Source organism: Maribacter sp. (genome assembly GCA_020629415.1).
Lineage (GTDB): Bacteria > Bacteroidota > Bacteroidia > Flavobacteriales > Flavobacteriaceae > Maribacter > Maribacter huludaoensis.
Window position 1 is genome coordinate 48,715 of sequence record JAHDDL010000001.1, and the last position, 16,900, is coordinate 65,614.

Below are 16,900 nucleotides of genomic sequence, written 5' to 3' on the forward strand. Positions count from 1 at the left end.
GGATGCTGACCTGTTTGTATGGCATATTGCTCTGCAGGCAATCCAAAAGAATCATACCCTTGCGGATGCAATACATTAAAACCTTTATGTCTTTTGTAACGTGCATAAATATCACTGGCAATATACCCTAACGGATGGCCAACATGGAGTCCCGCACCTGAAGGATAAGGGAACATATCCAGCACATAAAACTTTTCTTTTTCAGAATTATTCTCTGCTTTAAATGTTTGATTTTCTGCCCAGTATTTTTGCCATTTGGCCTCAATTTCGTTGAAATTGTATTGCATGATAGTTACTTCTTTTCTGTAAGTCGCAAAAATAGGTTTATTCTGCTAAAGGGAAAAGTTTAAACCAATTGATAACTATAGACCTAAGCCATTATCAATTTGCCACTAAAAAGCACCCAAAGCATTGAAGCCAATGCCGATATATTAATAAGGTAACCAAACAATTTCATTTCTGGCAACGTATATGCCCTACCCTTAAAAATCACAAAAATATCTAACACCATAAATGCAGAGAAAAGACCAAGAAAAGAAGCTAAAACGATATCTTGAAACCAGTACCAGACCAAAACAGATTCGCACACCAAAATCAAAAGCATCAACAATTTTGAGTTTTTACGCCCTACCAAAGTTGCGGTGGTTCTTTTTCCCGAAGCCAAATCTGGTTCAATATCCATTATTTCTCCGGCAATATGTGCCTGAAATGCAAACAATGACAAATACACCAATGTCTGCCATGGCAATGTTTCCAAATTATTCAGTTCTATAGAAAAGAATACAGTAACTACGTACCCAACCTGTATCAATATTTCAAACGGAGGCCTCTCTTTTATTCTGAACGGCTTAAAATTATAGAGAATGTTTACGACGACCATAAACACCAATAACAAAAACATTTTTAATCCGGCTATAAAAGTAAGCGCAGTTACAAACACAGTCGTAAGTACAATTATTTTAGTGAGCACACCTTTAAGTTGCAACTTTGAAGCCTTTGCACCAAAGAGAAAGTTTCCTTTTCTATCATTTACCGCATCTGCACCAACATCATTTAAATCATTAAGACCGTAGACCAGATAGTTTAAGGGAAAGGTGACAAAAAATAGACCTAGCCAAAAATTGAACGACTGCCAATAATCTACCTGATTCGCAAAAGGAACTAAATAGATCCAAATGGTAGGAAACCAAAGTCCGGGCCTGGAAATTTTTAAGTCCAACAAATTCAACATATAATTGGGTTAAGTTCACATCTTCGTAAAAATACTTTACTTGACACGGCAGTGCCATGAAAGCTATACTATAACTACTCATCTTTTTAAAAAGTATATCTTTAACCTTAGATTATGAAGTGCCCCAAAACAATTTTACTCATATTATTATTTACCTGCTGCAGTATTACTATACTTCAGGCGCAGCTAGGTTTTTGCGGTGGTAGCTCTGGCGATCCTATTTTTACAGAGAACTTTGGAGCGGGCACCACAGACGGTCCTATGCTAGCACCCGGCACCACAACCTATAATTTTACTACAGGCACACCCAATGACGGTGATTATACTGTATCTAGCACTACTAATTATTTCGACTGGATATCCATTGAAGACCACACACAAGGCGATACCAACGGAAAAGCATTTATCGTCAATGCCAGTTTTACCGCCGGCGAGTTCTACCAAAGACAGGTTACGGGCCTATGTGAGAATACTACTTATGAATTTTCATCTTGGCTGATCAACCTTCAACCAGCGAATAGCTGTGACGGCAACAGCATACCTGTTAACGTCCGTTTTCAAATTTGGGACGCAACGGACACTAATTTGCTGGCCCAAGGAGATACCGGCAGTATACCAGGAACCGGTACAACCGTATGGGAACAATATGCCTTGGTTTTTAAAACCGAACCTGGCCAAACATCCGTTATCCTTAAGATGAGAAACAACAGTAATGGTGGCTGTGGGAATGATGTGGCCATAGATGATATTTTGTTTCGATCCTGTGGAGACAACGTTACGGTCTCTACACCTACCAACGAAGCTAGTTTGGTAGTCTGCGAAGACCAGGGCGGAGTATCCAGAACGCTTACCGCAACACCGGACTCTTCCGTTTTTAGTTCTCATGCCTACCAATGGCAGCAAAGTACAGATCAACAAATATGGACAGATTTACCGGGAGAAAACAATGCTATTCTAAATACACCTACCGTCACCACAACCACTTATTTTAGAACAAAAATAGCAGAAGACATTGTTAACGTCAATAACGATCTATGCAATGTGGTATCCGATGTTTTTGACATTATCGTATTACCAATTCCTCCTGCACCGGTTAGCAATGGGGATGTTGAAATTTGCGAAGGCGATATAGGGACTATATCAGTAAATACACCATCACTATACGCTATAAATTGGTATGACGCCCCTACCGGTGGAAATTTAATAGTATCCAATAGCCAAAATTTAGAAATTGGAGTTGCAGGTACATATTATGCAGAAGCCAATTCTACCGAAATTGAATGTGCTTCCACTACAAGAACTGCAGTCAGTTTAACCGTTAATCCATTACCGGTAATACCTGAAGATGCTAGTGTTTTTCTATGTGAAGACTCTTTTATCACTTTAGACGCCGAAGTTGAGAATGTCACCTACCAATGGTCTACAGGTGCTACTACCCAAATGATCGATGTTACCGAAGCTGGCGAATACGATGTTATTGTCACCAACACGAATGGATGCTCAGCTACACGGAACTTTATGGTTGAGCAGATAGATTTACCACAAATTGAAAATATTACATCTGACGGACCATCAATAGTTGTTTCTACATCTAACAAAGGAAATTTTGAATATTCATTGGATGGAATTTCATTTCAACCCAACAATATTTTTGATGCAGTTGAAGGTGGACTTTACACTATTTACGTTCGGGACAATACGGATTGCGGCGTAGTAACCCAAGAGTTTTATCATTTGGTCATTCAAAAATTCTTTACGCCCAATGGAGATACGTTCAATGATTTTTTTGAACCTGACGGATTAGAAGTTTTTAATTCGGTTACCATTTCAATTTTTGATCGCTACGGTAAGCTTCTTAAATTCGGGAATACAAACAACACTAACTGGGACGGCACTTTTGAAGGTGAACCAATGCCAGAAGATGATTATTGGTATAGCATTAAGGTAGATACCACCCAATTTAAAGGACACTTTAGCTTAAAACGTTAAGGCTTTGTTTTTTTAAGTTCCATTTAACAATACTTTGCTATTTTTACGACACTTTTAAGTACTATGGCAAACTCCTTCGAAAATTATCAAAGACGCAAACTCATCTCCTCTTATTTTTCAGTGGTGCTAAGTATTGCATTGGTCTTATTTCTACTGGGCATTTTAGGACTATTGGTCTTAAATACCAAAAAAATGGCAGATCGTTCCAAAGAGCAGATTACCATTTCTGTCTTTCTAAAAGAAGATACCAAAGAAATTGAAGTGGAACAGCTTCAAAAGACCTTGGCAATGTCAGAATACACCAAATCTTCAACATATGTATCCAAAGAGGACGCAGCCAAACAGCACAGTGAAGATATTGGTGAAGATTTTGTTGATTATTTAGGATACAACCCATTAAAAAACTCTATCGACGTAAAATTGAATGCCGATTTTGTTACCGCCGAAAAAGTTGAAGAAATTGCAAATACCCTCTCGGAGAAGAGCTTTGTAGATGAAGTAAGCTATGATCGTGTTCTAGTAAGCATGGTAGCCAAAAGTGTTGAACAAATTGGCTTTTGGATTTTAGTTGCCAGTGCCGTATTTACATTTATAGCCGTACTATTGATCAATAGCTCTATACGTCTATCAATTTATTCTAAACGGTTTATCATAAAGACCATGCAAATGGTAGGGGCTACCAAGACCTTTATCAGAAGACCGTTTATATGGCAAAATATTAAACTTGGTATGATCGGTGCGGCAATTGCACTATTGGCCATAGGCGGAGTGGTATATTATGTAAACACCAATTTTCAAGATTTGGGATTGTTAGACGAACCATATATAATGATGACTTTATTTGTCAGTGTTTTTCTATTGGGAATACTTATTTCGTTCATTAGCACTTATTTCGCGACCCAACGCTTCTTAAATCTTAGAACGGACGAATTATATTATTAAATTTGCGACATGAGTAAAAACAACAAAGTAGAACAGCATTCTAAACAAGAATTTATTTTTCAAAAGAAAAATTACATGTTCATGTTTATAGGTATTGCCTGTATTGCAATAGGTTTTATCTTAATGAGCGGCGGCGGTAGTGATGACCCCAATGTTTTTAATCCTGAAATATATAATTTTAGAAGAATAAGACTTGCGCCTACTTTAGTTCTTATTGGCTTAGGTATAGAAATTTATGCCATTTTGTTGAACCCACACAAAAAGAAAAATTAATTGGATACTTTAGATGCTATTATACTCGGTATTATTCAAGGATTGACCGAGTTCCTACCCGTTTCTTCAAGTGGGCATTTAGAATTGGGCAAAGCCATTTTAGGAGATAACTCTGTACAAGAAGAAAGTTTACTGTTTACCGTTGTACTACATTTTGCGACCGCACTAAGTACTATTGTGGTTTTCAGAAAAGATATATGGGAAATTTTAAGCGGCCTGTTTCAGTTTAAATGGAACGAGGAAAGTCAGTTTTCCGCTAAAATCATAATTTCCATGCTACCTGCAGTATTTGTAGGTCTGTTCTTTGAAGAACAATTAGAAGCTTTTTTTGGAGGTAATATTAGATTTGTGGGCTTTATGTTAATCATTACCGCAGTACTGCTATACTTTGCAGATAAAGCCAAAGACACTGAAAAGAAAGTAAGTTTTGGTAATGCCTTTATAGTTGGCATCTCTCAAGCTATAGCTATGCTACCTGGTATTTCAAGAAGTGGAGCTACTATTTCTACCTCTGTTCTTTTAGGCGTAGACAAATCTAAAGCCGCAAGATTCTCATTCTTAATGGTGGTTCCGTTGATCTTTGGTAAGATTGCTAAAGACCTTATGAGCGGAGACTTAACATTTGACGGAGAAAATAACGTTGCAATGGGTGCCGGTTTTATTGCCGCCTTTGTTGCCGGACTTGCCGCTTGTACCTGGATGATACAATTGGTACGCAAAAGTAAGTTATCCTATTTTGCCATTTATTGTCTTATAGTAGGATTGATTGCCGTTATTTACGGATTCACTAATCCGTAGTACCATCTAAACACCCAAATTCATGAAAGATTTGACCAAAGAAGACTATTTAAACGGTCAAGTATTATTGATCGATAAACCATTGGAATGGTCCTCTTTTCAAGCGGTCAACAAATTGAAATGGGCTATTAGAAAAAAATTCAGCTTAAAGAAATTTAAAATAGGTCATGCAGGAACGTTAGATCCTTTGGCAACAGGTCTTTTGGTAATCTGCACAGGGAAGTTCACCAAAAAAATTACCGATTACCAAGGTCAAGAAAAGGAATATACGGGAATTTTCACCTTAGGAAGCACCACACCATCATATGACCTGGAAACTGAAATCAACGAAACTTTTTCTACCGAACATATAACGCCAGAACTTATTAAGGCCACTACCCAAGAATTTATAGGTGATATTGAACAGGCACCGCCCGTTTTTTCAGCTCTTAAAAAAGATGGCAAGCGCTTATATGAACTGGCACGAGAAGGAAAATCTGTTGAAATTCCAAAACGCAAGGTAAATGTCAGCGCTTTTGAAATTACAGATATTGACGGCCCAAACGTTCATTTTAGAATTGCATGCAGTAAAGGCACCTACATAAGATCTATGGCTCATGATTTTGGAAAGGCCCTAAATTCTGGAGCACATTTAACAGCACTGAGAAGAACCAAAATAGGTGATTTTAACGTAGATAATGCTCAAGACCCTTTGGTTTTCGCCGATATCTTGTTAGGTAAAGAAGAAAATAGGTAGCCAACTATTGATTACCATTTATCGATCTTCTAAAATATTTTGGTATAATTAAGGTTATATACCCATGAATCTGAACAGAAAACAACTATCATTACTTGCCACTGTCTTTAGCATGTCTATTGTGGTATTGGTGTTGTACAATATTCAGTTTGGCGCACAAGAAGAATCTCACGAAGATTATGTGGTTGAAATGATCATGGACCCAGAAGTACTGGAAGAAATTTTAAAAGAGGAAGAACCCTTAGAGGAGCAAGTTGAGTCTGACCCCATTAAAAGTCATTTAGCCTATAATGAAACCGCCAAGCCCAGTTATGGTAATCCTGAACCGCTACAAACGTTAGAGGAGCTTATGGCCGAGCGTAATGAAATGAGCGATGGCGACCCGACAGAACATATGATCGCTGATGACGGTTATTCCGAAAGGGTTAAAGCTTTGGCAAAAAAACGTGAAGAGAAAAAACAACTTTTAGGAGAAAAGGAAGCTCAAAAGAAAGAATTCACCAACAATCTAGCCGCAAGAAGAACCTCTGTTTCTTACTCTTTAGTAGACAGAAACAACTACAAATTACCTCCACCAATATACACATGCATAGAAGGTGGTAAAGTTGTTATCAATATTGAAGTAAATGCCCTAGGTTATGTTACCGAAGCAGATTTTAACGCAAAAAGCTCTGGAACTTCTAATGGTTGTCTAGTAGATAACGCCATTAACTACGCATTGAAGGCAAGATTCAATTCTTCTAGCAAAGAATCTCAAAAAGGTACGATTACCTATTTATTTCAAGGCAAATAAGTAAGTACACATAAACCGCTAAGAATCTATTCTTGATTTTGCAACGACAACAACAGGTCTTCTAAAATACTTTGCCCTTTGTCCTTATTATAAAACAATTGAAGTTCTTGTTTGAACTCTGGTGTTAATTTACCATGTTCCGCCTTATAATCTTCTACTAATCTCGTAGCTTTTGCCGATCGTGGACCCCATGTGGAAACTACACTACCTTTCTCTTCCTTAAAAGCAATCAACTTAGGAATAGATCTACCTCCGTTAGTTAAAAACTGATCCATGAGATCTAAATTTTCATCTCGAAGAATGATAGATAAAGTTATATTGGGATTAATTTCTGTAATCTTATTCATTACCGGCAATGCAGGTGAAGCATCGCCACACCAACTTTCGGACAGTACCAACCATGAAATTTTTTGATCAACAGATTTAATTTTGGCAACCGCCTCATCACTAAATTTCAAAGTTTTGTCCCATCTACGCATACGGCTGTTATTTAACTGCGTGTATTGCGTAAGTGCCTCAGTTTGCTCAGGTCCGGTAGACGCTCCTTTCTCAGCTAAATCCGCTACAAGGGCCCTATATTCCGCATAGCTAAAACCGGTTTCCAATCCCTTTTTTATTAAATCCTCTATAACTAATTCCATGCGTTTACTATTTTAATATCTGTAATGGAACGCTTTAGTAGTATTAAAAGTGCAATGCTTACAAATTCTCAGGATTTACAGCAAGACTATTGAATAGCTTCGCCTTTGCCGTAAAATACTTGTTCTCTACCTGATTTTGTTTTAGAACGGCGTCTATCAACTTACTCTCCCTAGAGTTTATCAAGAAAAGGGAACTTTCTCCAAAACTGAATTTCCGTTCTTCTGCCGCCAATAATGCCGCATAGCTAGATACTATTTCATCTATAAGCACATTCTGATTTTCAAAAGAATCCAACTCATTATAAATGGCCGTTATTTTATTCTGAATCTGCACTTCGGCATTGTCAAGCTCAAACTGTGCGTCCCTTAATTTTAGTTTTGCCAATTTAAGATCCCCACGTTCTTTTCTAAGAAACAAGGGCAATTCAAAATTTAGGCCTGCTTTGTAGTTCTGTGTTTCAAAAGAATTTAGATATTCAGGTTCATCCGTAATGAACTTATACTCTACGTCAATTCTAGGCAAAAGCTTATTCGTTTTTAAACGCTTGTCTACCACCAGGCCATCAATTTTATAACTTAAGGACCTTAACTTTGGATGATTCTCTAACACAAAACTATCCAAAGGCTTTCCTAAAATTTCCAAAGCTTGGTCTATTTCAGTATCCAAGGATGTATCTGGCACAACCCCTTCTTGCAACTCCATAGGTATATTATCGCCCATCCACAGATAATTGGAAAGCTCTAACCTTGCATTACGTAGGGTTACGTTTGCCTGCTCTCTTTCCAATGCTCTGTTTTGAACCGCAATTTTTGCCTCTACCGTATCTATAGCGGCAATTTCCCCTGATTGCGCACTACGGTTGACCCCTTTTAACCGCACCTTGGCATTCAACAAAAAATCATTGAAGAGCAAACTATTTCTATAAGCCTGCAACCAATTGAAATACGCCAATGAGGCCTCGAACAATATTTGGTTGACCAACAAATCCCTATCCGCTTTGGACTGCTCCCTAAAAAACTTTGCTTTTTTAACCGTGGCCATACGCTCATTGATCCATGATCCACGACCTAATGAAAGGGCCACCCCTGCACTATATAATCCGTCATCGGGTACATTTCTTTCGGCATTCAAATATTCTCCAGAATACTGCTCAAATTCACCCTTTAACTCAATTCCGTACCATGTTGGTACTTTAAAGGTAGAATTCAATAAATCATAATACTCTGACCCTTTAAACTCTTTTGTAGAATAATCCACGGTTATTTTGGGATCGAAACCGCCACGCGCCTTCATTAGATTTGCCTGACCTACGCTCATTACCATTTCTGCTTGTTTGGCTACAGGGTGGTACTTTTTTACGTACCCCAAATACTCCCTAAAATTAAGCTGCACAGAATCTACGGTCTGGGCGTTCACAAACAACCCAAATAATAGATAGAAAAAGATAATAATTCTGTTCATCCTTATTTTTTTACAGGTTTATCTTGAGCCCCTTCCGGCTGATAATAATTGGCAGGAAAACCGTTCAACTGACGCCAAAGCTCATACCAAATAGGAACATCTTCCAACAGGGCAATGGTATTTGCCCCAGAACCTACGCGAAGCGCTTCCGGCCACGCCTGATCGTCCTTATCTGGAGAAAGCAGTACCCTGTACTTTCCATTCGGGTTTATAAAAGTTTCAATTGCCACGACCTTACCTGCATACGTTCCGTATGATGCATTAGGCCATCCACTGAATACTATAGCAGGCCAGCCATCAAATTGAATTCTAACACTTTCCCCTAAATGGATCAGCGGTAAGTCTATTGGTTCTACGAAAGTTTCTACCGCCATATCATAATCTGCCGGCATAATACCCACCAATGGCGTACCTTCCTTAAAAGTCTCTCCTATACCGGCGGTAAGCACTTTGTTTATATAACCGTTTTGTGGCGCCCTAACATAACGAAGCTGATTTCGCATTTGATAATTGGTATAATCGTTTTCAAGCTTACTTACCTGAGCTTCCGAATCGAACTGATTAGACATTGCAGTGAACTTATCGCTCTGCGCTTTTGAAATCTTATCGGTATACGATGCCTGCACCCTACCGATCTCAACCTCTGCATTGATGATCTCATTCTTGGCCGCCAGTAACTTATTTTCTTGAGAAAGTAACTTTGCTTGGGTTTCCTGTAGCTTTAAACGCTTGGCCTCAACATCTGTAACAGCCTTTAAACCTTCGCTCTGTAATTGTGCCGTACGCTCATATTGGCGCTCGGCAATCTGTATGTTGGTCTTTGCCGCTTCAAAATCTATACTATCGCTTTGCGCTTTCAATTTGGCCTGCATCAATTTATTCTTGGCCTGCTCCAATTTTAATCGTCTTTCATTGATCAACGCAGCTACTTGATTATCCAGGGACTTTACCTTATCGCCATATGATGTAACAGAAGATGCTTTCGATTTTAATTGTTCTCCTGTTCTCTCTACCAAATTAGGATCAAAATACTCTGATTTAATCTCAGATATAAAAAGTATAGTATCTCCTTTTTTTACATAATCACCTTCTTGCACATACCATTTCTCAATTCTGCCCGGTATTTGAGATTGAATTGTTTGTGGTCTTTGACCCGGCGTAAGAGTAGTTAAATACCCTCTTGCGTTTATGGTCTGGGTCCATGGCAAAAACAATACGATTACCCCTACCACGGCAAATGCGAACAAGAATCTATTAAAATGCTTGTAATGCCTTTTATGATTTACTTTTTGAACAGATTTAAATCGTTCAATAGACACTTTTTTGTTCAATGTTTTATGAGATATATTAAGCATCTTTTCCTGAGATTTCGTTAATAATCTGTCCTTTGTCCATCGTAATAATTCGAGAACATTTTTTTATCCATTTATCATTTTCACTTACCACAAGTAATGCCCAACCGTTAGAAGGGTCACTTAAAAAGCTTAGAATCCTATCTGCTTCTTCACTATTAAATTGGTCTAACGGATCTTTTAAAATTAGGAGTTTTGGTTTGCGAACAATACTTCTGGCCAGAACGATCTTTTTTGAAACCGTATAAGGTATTTGTTTCCCTTCCGGATAAAGAACGGTATTAAGTCCTTCGGGCTGTTTTTTTACAAAATCAGTAAGCCCTACTTTATCCAAAGCCCAATATACTTGCTCGTTGGTCGTGTCCTTATCACCAAATGTAATGTTGTGTAAAATAGTCCCTTCAAAAGGGGATTCTTCGGGTAAGGACTGACCAAGGTGAGAACGATAGTAATTTAAGTTCATTCCTTTTAAAGAAACACCATTTACAAATACCCCGCCGCTATCTGGCTCAATAATACCTGCGATCAAACGCAATAAGGTATTTTTACCAGAGCCACTATTTCCTCTTAACAATATGGTACACGTAGGTGAAATGGTTAAACTTAAGTTGGTAATGATCTCTCTTTTGGGATCTGGCACACTATAAGAGATATTGCTCAACTCTACCGTAAACGACTGATTCTCTAAAAATGGTTTTTCACCTTCTTGGATTTCAAGCTCTTTATCTACTACTTGGCCCATCTTCTCCAATGAAGTTAAAAGATCGTAGAAAGTTTCTAAACCAAGGATCAATTTCTCTACAGAACCGATGACCAAAAGAATAATAATCTCCGCAGCAACAAACTGACCTATATTCATTTCTTGATTTAAGACCAGCAACCCACCAATAAGCAGCAGCCCTGCCGTTACCAATACCTTAAAACCGATCATTTGAATAAACTGTAGAACAATTACCCTAAAGTGACTTTCCCTAGCATTTAAATATTCAACTACCAATGTATCGTTCTTATCCAGCGCATGGGAAGTTTTGCCCGATAATTTAAAACTGACAATAGAACGGGCTATTTCCTGCAGCCAATGCGCTACTTTGTATTTGCTCTTAGACTCATCTAAACTGGTATCCAAACCACGTTGCGCCGTGAATTTGAACACTACATAAATCAACAGCAACAACAAAAGTCCATAGACAATAAAAAACGGATGGTAGAACGACAGCAGTAACAAACCAAAAACAATCTGTAACAAAGCGGCGGGAAAATCTATTAAAACTTTTGACAATGATTTTTGAATGGTAAGGGTATCAAAAAATCGGTTTGCCAATTCCGGTGGATAATAATTGTACAACTCACTCATTTTGATTTTCGGAAAACGATACGCAAATTCAAATGAGGCCCGGGTAAAAATCTTTTGCTGCACATTTTCAATTATACGTATTTGCATTAATTGCAGAATACCTACAAAAGCTACACCAATAGTAACACCAATGACCAAAACGATCCATGATGTACTTATCTGTGCGCCCTGCATTAAATTGATAATGGCCTGTATCCCCAAAGGCAAAGAAAGGTTTACTACACCGGCAAAAATTGCGTAGTAAAATACCTGAAATACGTCTTTCTTGTCTAATTTTAAAAGACCCAGAAAACGTTGCCAGGCGGTCAATATATTTTTATTCATCTGTAGTGCTGTTTAGGGTGTTGAACACAAGGTGTGTCAAATATTGTGTAGGTGTTATTTTGTTGGTGCAATCTGTCAACGACGGAAAATGCTCTTTTAAAAAATGCTGATGTAGACCGTTTTCTAAAATGGTACTTGCCAAACTAGTAGGATACTCATAGGAAGCATCTACCTCAGTTATCATTTCTGCCAATCTACTCACCAATCTTTTATAAATTGCATAGAAACCTTCTTTGTTCTCTACATCTACTTCCTTTGTAAGGTAAGATTTTGAATATTCGTTTATAACAATATTGTTCAATAAAATTTCATTGATATGAGAAAAATCCGAATCTTCTTTAGTTGTTTTGGTCATTATGAATATAGCCTTTAGCAACTTTTCCTTAGGATTTTTAATACTATTGGTAGCAAAGACCAATTGATACTCCATCCAACCCCAATACCAAGAGGTTAAATACAATAGCAATTTGTGCTTATTTTCAAAATACCGATAAATGGAGCTTTCATTTGATCCTATTTGAACACCCAACTTCTTAAAGGTAAAACTTTCAAAGCCTATATCATTGATCAATTGAATACTAAATTTAATAATCTTTTTACCAAGACCCGAAGACTCAGGGTCTTTTACATATAGCTTCTCATTGATTCTTATTTGAACTCCTTGCAATAGCCTATCCATACTATTTTGATTATAACGATTACAAATATAATAGTAATACTATCATGTAATAATAGTTTAACATTTATTTATAAAAGTAAAACAATCTAAATTTTATGTTCTCTGTAAATTTCTATCTAAAAAGAGTTCGTACATCTAACTTTTAAGATTTTAAAGAAAGAATTGATAGCGTTACAAATAGAAATTATGATTCTAGCCTGTATTATGGTCAAAACAAAAAAATCAGGCAAAAGCAATTATTAAACCATTACTGATACAAGAATTAATATACAGAACCAGTATTTCTCGTAATAAAGTATTTAGCAACATTTACAGACAAATGAATTAAAATCTAAAAGCAAACTTTAAAAAAAGGAAAGACGAAGTATTGCTCCTTAGTGCAGTTAATGTTACGAAAAGAAAACAATTTTTAACACATGCCATTGCTGTTTGCCATACCAATTATATACATGGATGACAAACAAATTAAACCATTACGAGAACGGACAGCTAAGGTTTAAAATTTGTTTAATAAGCACTAATCCAGTCAAAATTATCTTGAATTACCTGATGCTTCTCTTTTTCAAGATAATCCAAAAATGCCAAGGCAGTAGGCGATAATTTTTTTGATTTAAGCCAAATTAAGTTCCATTTTGTTTCTATTGGCAGACCTTTGACCGGAATTATCTGTACATCATTATTTTTTAGTTCATTCCTTAATCCGATTATAGGCATAATTGAAAAACCCAAACCAGCGATTACAGCTTGTTTAACGGCTTCATTAGAGGTTAACTCAATTTTCTTTCTAACTTCAAATTTGTTCTTAATTATAAAGGTTTCCATTGCAGCTCTTGTTGCCGAACCTACTTCCCTATATATTAAGGGCGATTGCTCAAAAATTTTCCTTCGAGAGAGATTTTTATTATTCAAGCCTTTTTTACCGGCAATCAAATACAGCTTATTCTGCATAAGCTCTACGCGTTCTACTTTCAATTTTTTTGGCAGAACCGATACCATGGCAAAATCCACCGCATTCAATTCAAGACTTTCTACTACCTGTGTTTTATTTGTAACATCTATTATTAAATCAACACCCTTATTTTGATGAGAAAAATTAGAGAGCATATACGGCATAACATATTTACCGGTAGAAACTACTGAAAATTTTAATTTACCCGCCAGCTCTCCTTTATAGGAAAGAATTTTATAATTTATAGCATCTACTTCATTCAGAATCTTTTTGGCGGCACTTGCAATTTCTTTTCCAAAATCGGTCACATACAGCTTTCTTCCTACTACTTCCGTCAAGGGAATAGAGAACTGATCTTGAAAATTTTTTAATTGAATGGATACCGCAGGCTGGGTTAAAAATAACTCTTCAGAAGCCTTTGTAATACTCTGACTTTCTGTTATTTGCAGAAATATTCTCAACTGATGCAATGTATAATTCATAAATATTTTTTATGTATACCATAATAAATATAAATAAAATTTAATGAATAAAAAATATAAGATTTGCAACCGAATTAAAACTTAAAATTATGGATGCAGTAATTAAAAATGAAGTCAAAAAAACTACCAAGAAACAGAAAATTCAACTTGTGGACGGTGAGTTTACAGTTTCTGAAGCAAATGACATTGTCAAAAATCTTATTAATGAAAAAATAAATTTTCATAAGCTACAACGTCTTGCCCTTTATGAAGGTTCATCAAAATCAAATACAGAATTCGCCGATGACCGTATTAAACAACTTGAAAACGACAAGATTACTTCAAATGATTTTTTTAAGGACAAGTATGGTAAAAATTTCACTATTTCCATTAATGGGGTTTTGGAAATAACGGTAAACGAAAACGCCTAATCTCTTTAAAAAAATCTGTATGTATAAAAAAGCAAATCTTTCTGTTTTAGCAACATTTCTGTTCATGGCTACATTAGTACTTATTTCATATAAGAACAATGCTCTTTTCTTAAATCAAATTCTGATTTCCTTTAGCCTTATCACCTTAATAATATTCATTAGAACAAGAGGTAACGAAAACTAAAAAACAAGTTGTTCTTCTGAATATACAAGTAAAAGGGAGCATCAATATTTAAAGCTCCCTTTAACCAATTTCTAAATATACTTTTATGGATTTGAATTTATTGTTAGATAATCTGACCAACCCGGCCCTGCTCTTTTTCTTCTTGGGAGTTATAGCCGTTCAACTAAAAAGTGACCTGGAAATTCCTCCTAATTCATCAAAATTCATATCACTTTACTTAATGTTTTCAATAGGGTTTAAAGGTGGCCAGGAACTTTCACACAGCAACATGGACATAGAAATTCTATGGTCTTTATTATTCGGTATATTCTTGGCATTGTTCGTCCCTATCTATACCTATTTTATATTAAGAAGAAAATTTAGTGTCGCCAATTCTGGAGCCATAGCAGCTTCTTATGGTTCTGTAAGTGCCGTAACTTTTGTAACAGCGGTATCATTTCTTGAAATGGAACAAATTGAGTTTGGCGGGCATATGGTAGCTGTAATGGCACTTATGGAAGCTCCATCCATAATTATTGGAGTACTGTTAATGTCATATTTCCAAAAAAATAAACAAAATAAAATATCCTTACCTAATGTTTTAAGACATTCTCTTACCAATGGTAGTGTTCTTCTAATTATAGGCAGCTTGATCATTGGTTTTTTGGCCAGTGACCAACACGCAAGGGGCATAGCACCATTTACAACTGATATTTTTAAAGGTTTTTTAGCGGTGTTCCTTTTGGACATGGGTATTACAAGTGGTAAAAAATTAGCAGATTTTCTCAAAAAGGGTTGGTTCGCCTTCCTTTTTGCCATAGTGATCCCACTAATAAACGGATGTTTGGTTGCTATGGTAAGCTCAATATTTACCGAAAGCGTTGGTAATCGATTTCTATTTGCCATCTTAGCGGCCAGTGCATCTTACATTGCCGTACCGGCCGCTATGCGCCTAGCAGCACCAAAAGCAAACCCTAGTTTGTATTTACCCATGGCACTTGCTATTACGTTTCCCTTCAACATAACCTTGGGTATGCCCCTTTATTTATGTATTGTTAACTGGTAATAATTTGACCAGAACTCAATTAATAGTACTTTTATTTCATGAATAAAGAAAGATGTGGCTGGTGCAAAGGTGATGCTCTTTACGAAGCTTATCATGACCAGGAATGGGGCGTACCCGTTAAAGACGATAATCTGTTGTTCGAATTTTTAGTATTAGAAACTTTTCAAGCTGGTTTAAGTTGGATTACCATTTTAAAAAGACGAGAAAATTTTAGGGTTGCATTCGATCATTTCGATTATAAAAAAATCGCTAAATATCCTGAAACCAAAATTCTAACTTTACTACAAGATGAGGGGATTATTAGAAACAAACTTAAAGTAAGGGCTACGGTGACCAATGCCATTGCCTACATGGAAATTCAGAAAGAATTTGGTAGTTTTAGTAGTTATATCTGGAAATTTGTAAACAATGAACCTATTACGAACAAAGTAATAAATTACAAAGATGCCCCTGCCAATACACCCATATCAGATACTATTAGTAAAGACCTAAAAAAGCGCGGTTTTAAATTTGTAGGCAGTACTATTATTTATGCGTTTATGCAGGCCACTGGTATGGTAAACGACCATCAAATAAATTGTTTTAGATATCATGAGGTATAGCACAAACCAATTACAACCAACATGAAAAATACTCTTAAAAAAATAGCATTCATCGGTTTTCTTTTTTGTTTTCAGATAAGTTATTCCCAATACAAATATGAGAGGGAACACCGCATTCTTAAATCTCAGTTTCCTGCTTTGGCAATAGCGACCATTGATGAAAATGTAGTAAACTTTAAGCGTATTAAATTCTACAAAGAGACAGATAGTACTAAAGTTAGTTATGAAGCAAAACTTAAAAAAGACAAGCTTTGGTACAGTATAGAATTTAATGAAGAAGGCATGTTAGAAGATATAGAAGTTCTAATTGAACCTACAGATGTACCCAATGATACTTATGCCAAAATAACTGACTATTTGAACAATAATTTCACAAAATATAAAATAAAAAGACTTCAACAGCAATATCCTTCAAATAAAGAACAGGTAAAGGATATTTTTAAAAACGCATTTCAAAATCTAATTCTTTCCTCTAATAATTATGAAATTATGGTTGTTGGCAAGAAGGACGAGGGCTATTTAGATTATGAAATTCTGTTTGATGCCAATGGAAACTTTAAAAAAATAAGAACTTCTCTTCCACCAAATTATGACCACGTTCTGTATTAGGGTTTGGCTTATCATTACCTTCCTATTATTTAGTGTCAACTACGT

Annotated in this window: 18 protein-coding genes and 1 pseudogene; 11 read left to right on the forward strand and 8 right to left on the reverse strand. The window is 36.3% G+C overall.

Features of this window, described 5'->3' with window-relative positions; translation table 11 throughout:
- Window positions 1-287 (reverse strand): annotated as a pseudogene (locus QZ657_RS00205) (class I tRNA ligase family protein); the annotation flags it as partial.
- 83 nt (window positions 288-370) lie between these two features.
- On the reverse strand, window positions 371-1,231 hold the full coding sequence (locus tag QZ657_RS00210; RefSeq protein WP_291964208.1) for a UbiA family prenyltransferase: 861 nt from the start codon (window positions 1,229-1,231) through the stop codon (window positions 371-373).
- A 114-nt stretch (window positions 1,232-1,345) separates the two neighbouring features.
- Here QZ657_RS00210 and QZ657_RS00215 point away from each other — a divergent pair, with 114 nt between their 5' ends.
- The 6 genes from QZ657_RS00215 (at window position 1,346) to QZ657_RS00240 (ending at window position 6,762) form a co-directional block, all read left to right on the forward strand.
- The gene (locus QZ657_RS00215; RefSeq protein WP_291964210.1) at window positions 1,346-3,220 is read left to right on the forward strand and encodes a T9SS type B sorting domain-containing protein; all 1,875 of its coding nucleotides are present in this window, start codon (window positions 1,346-1,348) and stop codon (window positions 3,218-3,220) included.
- A 63-nt stretch (window positions 3,221-3,283) separates the two neighbouring features.
- A complete protein-coding gene (locus QZ657_RS00220) occupies window positions 3,284-4,162 on the forward strand; it encodes a cell division protein FtsX (RefSeq protein ID WP_291964212.1) in 879 nt (292 codons plus the stop codon).
- A 9-nt stretch (window positions 4,163-4,171) separates the two neighbouring features.
- The gene (locus tag QZ657_RS00225) at window positions 4,172-4,435 is read left to right on the forward strand and encodes a DUF3098 domain-containing protein (RefSeq protein WP_276470925.1); all 264 of its coding nucleotides are present in this window, start codon (window positions 4,172-4,174) and stop codon (window positions 4,433-4,435) included.
- A complete protein-coding gene (locus QZ657_RS00230) occupies window positions 4,436-5,233 on the forward strand; it encodes an undecaprenyl-diphosphate phosphatase (protein WP_276470924.1) in 798 nt (265 codons plus the stop codon).
- Between the two features lie 22 nt (window positions 5,234-5,255).
- Window positions 5,256-5,969: a tRNA pseudouridine(55) synthase TruB gene (gene truB / locus QZ657_RS00235; protein WP_276470923.1), complete on the forward strand. Its 714-nt coding sequence runs from the start codon at window positions 5,256-5,258 to the stop codon at window positions 5,967-5,969.
- Between the two features lie 64 nt (window positions 5,970-6,033).
- Window positions 6,034-6,762: a hypothetical protein gene (locus QZ657_RS00240; protein ID WP_291964214.1), complete on the forward strand. Its 729-nt coding sequence runs from the start codon at window positions 6,034-6,036 to the stop codon at window positions 6,760-6,762.
- Between the two features lie 26 nt (window positions 6,763-6,788).
- Here the strand turns inward: QZ657_RS00240 and QZ657_RS00245 are convergent, their stop codons facing one another.
- From QZ657_RS00245 to QZ657_RS00270, 6 genes are all read right to left on the reverse strand, one after another.
- On the reverse strand, window positions 6,789-7,403 hold the full coding sequence (locus tag QZ657_RS00245; protein ID WP_291961570.1) for a thioredoxin family protein: 615 nt from the start codon (window positions 7,401-7,403) through the stop codon (window positions 6,789-6,791).
- Between the two features lie 58 nt (window positions 7,404-7,461).
- Window positions 7,462-8,865, reverse strand: a complete 1,404-nt coding sequence (locus tag QZ657_RS00250; protein WP_291964216.1) for a TolC family protein — start codon at window positions 8,863-8,865, stop codon at window positions 7,462-7,464.
- 2 nt (window positions 8,866-8,867) lie between these two features.
- Window positions 8,868-10,220 carry an HlyD family secretion protein gene (locus tag QZ657_RS00255; RefSeq protein WP_291964219.1) on the reverse strand — a complete coding sequence of 451 codons (1,353 nt, stop codon included), beginning with the start codon at window positions 10,218-10,220 and terminating at the stop codon, window positions 8,868-8,870.
- Window positions 10,213-11,895 carry a peptidase domain-containing ABC transporter gene (locus QZ657_RS00260; RefSeq protein ID WP_276470918.1) on the reverse strand — a complete coding sequence of 561 codons (1,683 nt, stop codon included), beginning with the start codon at window positions 11,893-11,895 and terminating at the stop codon, window positions 10,213-10,215. The genes QZ657_RS00255 and QZ657_RS00260 overlap by 8 nt, the downstream gene beginning before the upstream one ends.
- Window positions 11,888-12,574: a TetR/AcrR family transcriptional regulator gene (locus QZ657_RS00265; RefSeq protein ID WP_291964221.1), complete on the reverse strand. Its 687-nt coding sequence runs from the start codon at window positions 12,572-12,574 to the stop codon at window positions 11,888-11,890. Before QZ657_RS00265 ends, QZ657_RS00260 begins: the two co-directional genes overlap by 8 nt.
- Window positions 12,575-13,081: 507 nt before the next feature.
- Window positions 13,082-14,005: a LysR family transcriptional regulator gene (locus tag QZ657_RS00270; RefSeq protein ID WP_291961576.1), complete on the reverse strand. Its 924-nt coding sequence runs from the start codon at window positions 14,003-14,005 to the stop codon at window positions 13,082-13,084.
- 89 nt (window positions 14,006-14,094) lie between these two features.
- Here QZ657_RS00270 and QZ657_RS00275 point away from each other — a divergent pair, with 89 nt between their 5' ends.
- The 5 genes from QZ657_RS00275 to QZ657_RS00295 all read left to right on the forward strand — a co-directional run bounded on the left by QZ657_RS00275 (window position 14,095) and on the right by QZ657_RS00295 (window position 16,855).
- Window positions 14,095-14,415 carry a hypothetical protein gene (locus QZ657_RS00275; RefSeq protein ID WP_276470915.1) on the forward strand — a complete coding sequence of 107 codons (321 nt, stop codon included), beginning with the start codon at window positions 14,095-14,097 and terminating at the stop codon, window positions 14,413-14,415.
- Between the two features lie 19 nt (window positions 14,416-14,434).
- Complete coding sequence (locus QZ657_RS00280) at window positions 14,435-14,599, forward strand: hypothetical protein (protein ID WP_291964223.1); 165 nt, start codon at window positions 14,435-14,437, stop codon at window positions 14,597-14,599.
- Window positions 14,600-14,684: 85 nt separating this feature from the next.
- Window positions 14,685-15,644, forward strand: a complete 960-nt coding sequence (locus QZ657_RS00285; protein WP_291961578.1) for a sodium-dependent bicarbonate transport family permease — start codon at window positions 14,685-14,687, stop codon at window positions 15,642-15,644.
- 38 nt (window positions 15,645-15,682) lie between these two features.
- The gene (locus tag QZ657_RS00290) at window positions 15,683-16,246 is read left to right on the forward strand and encodes a DNA-3-methyladenine glycosylase I (RefSeq protein ID WP_291964224.1); all 564 of its coding nucleotides are present in this window, start codon (window positions 15,683-15,685) and stop codon (window positions 16,244-16,246) included.
- A gap of 21 nt (window positions 16,247-16,267) precedes the next feature.
- A complete protein-coding gene (locus QZ657_RS00295) occupies window positions 16,268-16,855 on the forward strand; it encodes a hypothetical protein (protein ID WP_291964225.1) in 588 nt (195 codons plus the stop codon).
- Window positions 16,856-16,900 lie beyond the last annotated feature (45 nt).

What these genes read in the sequence shown, in the direction of transcription:
- QZ657_RS00210 (WP_291964208.1), bottom strand. Translation starts at nt 1,231, where the DNA reads ATGTTGAATTTGTTGGACTTAAAAATTTCCAGGCCCGGACTTTGGTTT.
- QZ657_RS00215 (WP_291964210.1), top strand. Translation starts at nt 1,346, where the DNA reads ATGAAGTGCCCCAAAACAATTTTACTCATATTATTATTTACCTGCTGC.
- QZ657_RS00220 (WP_291964212.1), top strand. Translation starts at nt 3,284, where the DNA reads ATGGCAAACTCCTTCGAAAATTATCAAAGACGCAAACTCATCTCCTCT.
- QZ657_RS00225 (WP_276470925.1), top strand. Translation starts at nt 4,172, where the DNA reads ATGAGTAAAAACAACAAAGTAGAACAGCATTCTAAACAAGAATTTATT.
- truB (WP_276470923.1), top strand. Translation starts at nt 5,256, where the DNA reads ATGAAAGATTTGACCAAAGAAGACTATTTAAACGGTCAAGTATTATTG.
- QZ657_RS00240 (WP_291964214.1), top strand. Translation starts at nt 6,034, where the DNA reads ATGAATCTGAACAGAAAACAACTATCATTACTTGCCACTGTCTTTAGC.
- QZ657_RS00245 (WP_291961570.1), bottom strand. Translation starts at nt 7,403, where the DNA reads ATGGAATTAGTTATAGAGGATTTAATAAAAAAGGGATTGGAAACCGGT.
- QZ657_RS00250 (WP_291964216.1), bottom strand. Translation starts at nt 8,865, where the DNA reads ATGAACAGAATTATTATCTTTTTCTATCTATTATTTGGGTTGTTTGTG.
- QZ657_RS00255 (WP_291964219.1), bottom strand. Translation starts at nt 10,220, where the DNA reads ATGCTTAATATATCTCATAAAACATTGAACAAAAAAGTGTCTATTGAA.
- QZ657_RS00260 (WP_276470918.1), bottom strand. Translation starts at nt 11,895, where the DNA reads ATGAATAAAAATATATTGACCGCCTGGCAACGTTTTCTGGGTCTTTTA.
- QZ657_RS00265 (WP_291964221.1), bottom strand. Translation starts at nt 12,574, where the DNA reads ATGGATAGGCTATTGCAAGGAGTTCAAATAAGAATCAATGAGAAGCTA.
- QZ657_RS00270 (WP_291961576.1), bottom strand. Translation starts at nt 14,005, where the DNA reads ATGAATTATACATTGCATCAGTTGAGAATATTTCTGCAAATAACAGAA.
- QZ657_RS00275 (WP_276470915.1), top strand. Translation starts at nt 14,095, where the DNA reads ATGGATGCAGTAATTAAAAATGAAGTCAAAAAAACTACCAAGAAACAG.
- QZ657_RS00280 (WP_291964223.1), top strand. Translation starts at nt 14,435, where the DNA reads ATGTATAAAAAAGCAAATCTTTCTGTTTTAGCAACATTTCTGTTCATG.
- QZ657_RS00285 (WP_291961578.1), top strand. Translation starts at nt 14,685, where the DNA reads ATGGATTTGAATTTATTGTTAGATAATCTGACCAACCCGGCCCTGCTC.
- QZ657_RS00290 (WP_291964224.1), top strand. Translation starts at nt 15,683, where the DNA reads ATGAATAAAGAAAGATGTGGCTGGTGCAAAGGTGATGCTCTTTACGAA.
- QZ657_RS00295 (WP_291964225.1), top strand. Translation starts at nt 16,268, where the DNA reads ATGAAAAATACTCTTAAAAAAATAGCATTCATCGGTTTTCTTTTTTGT.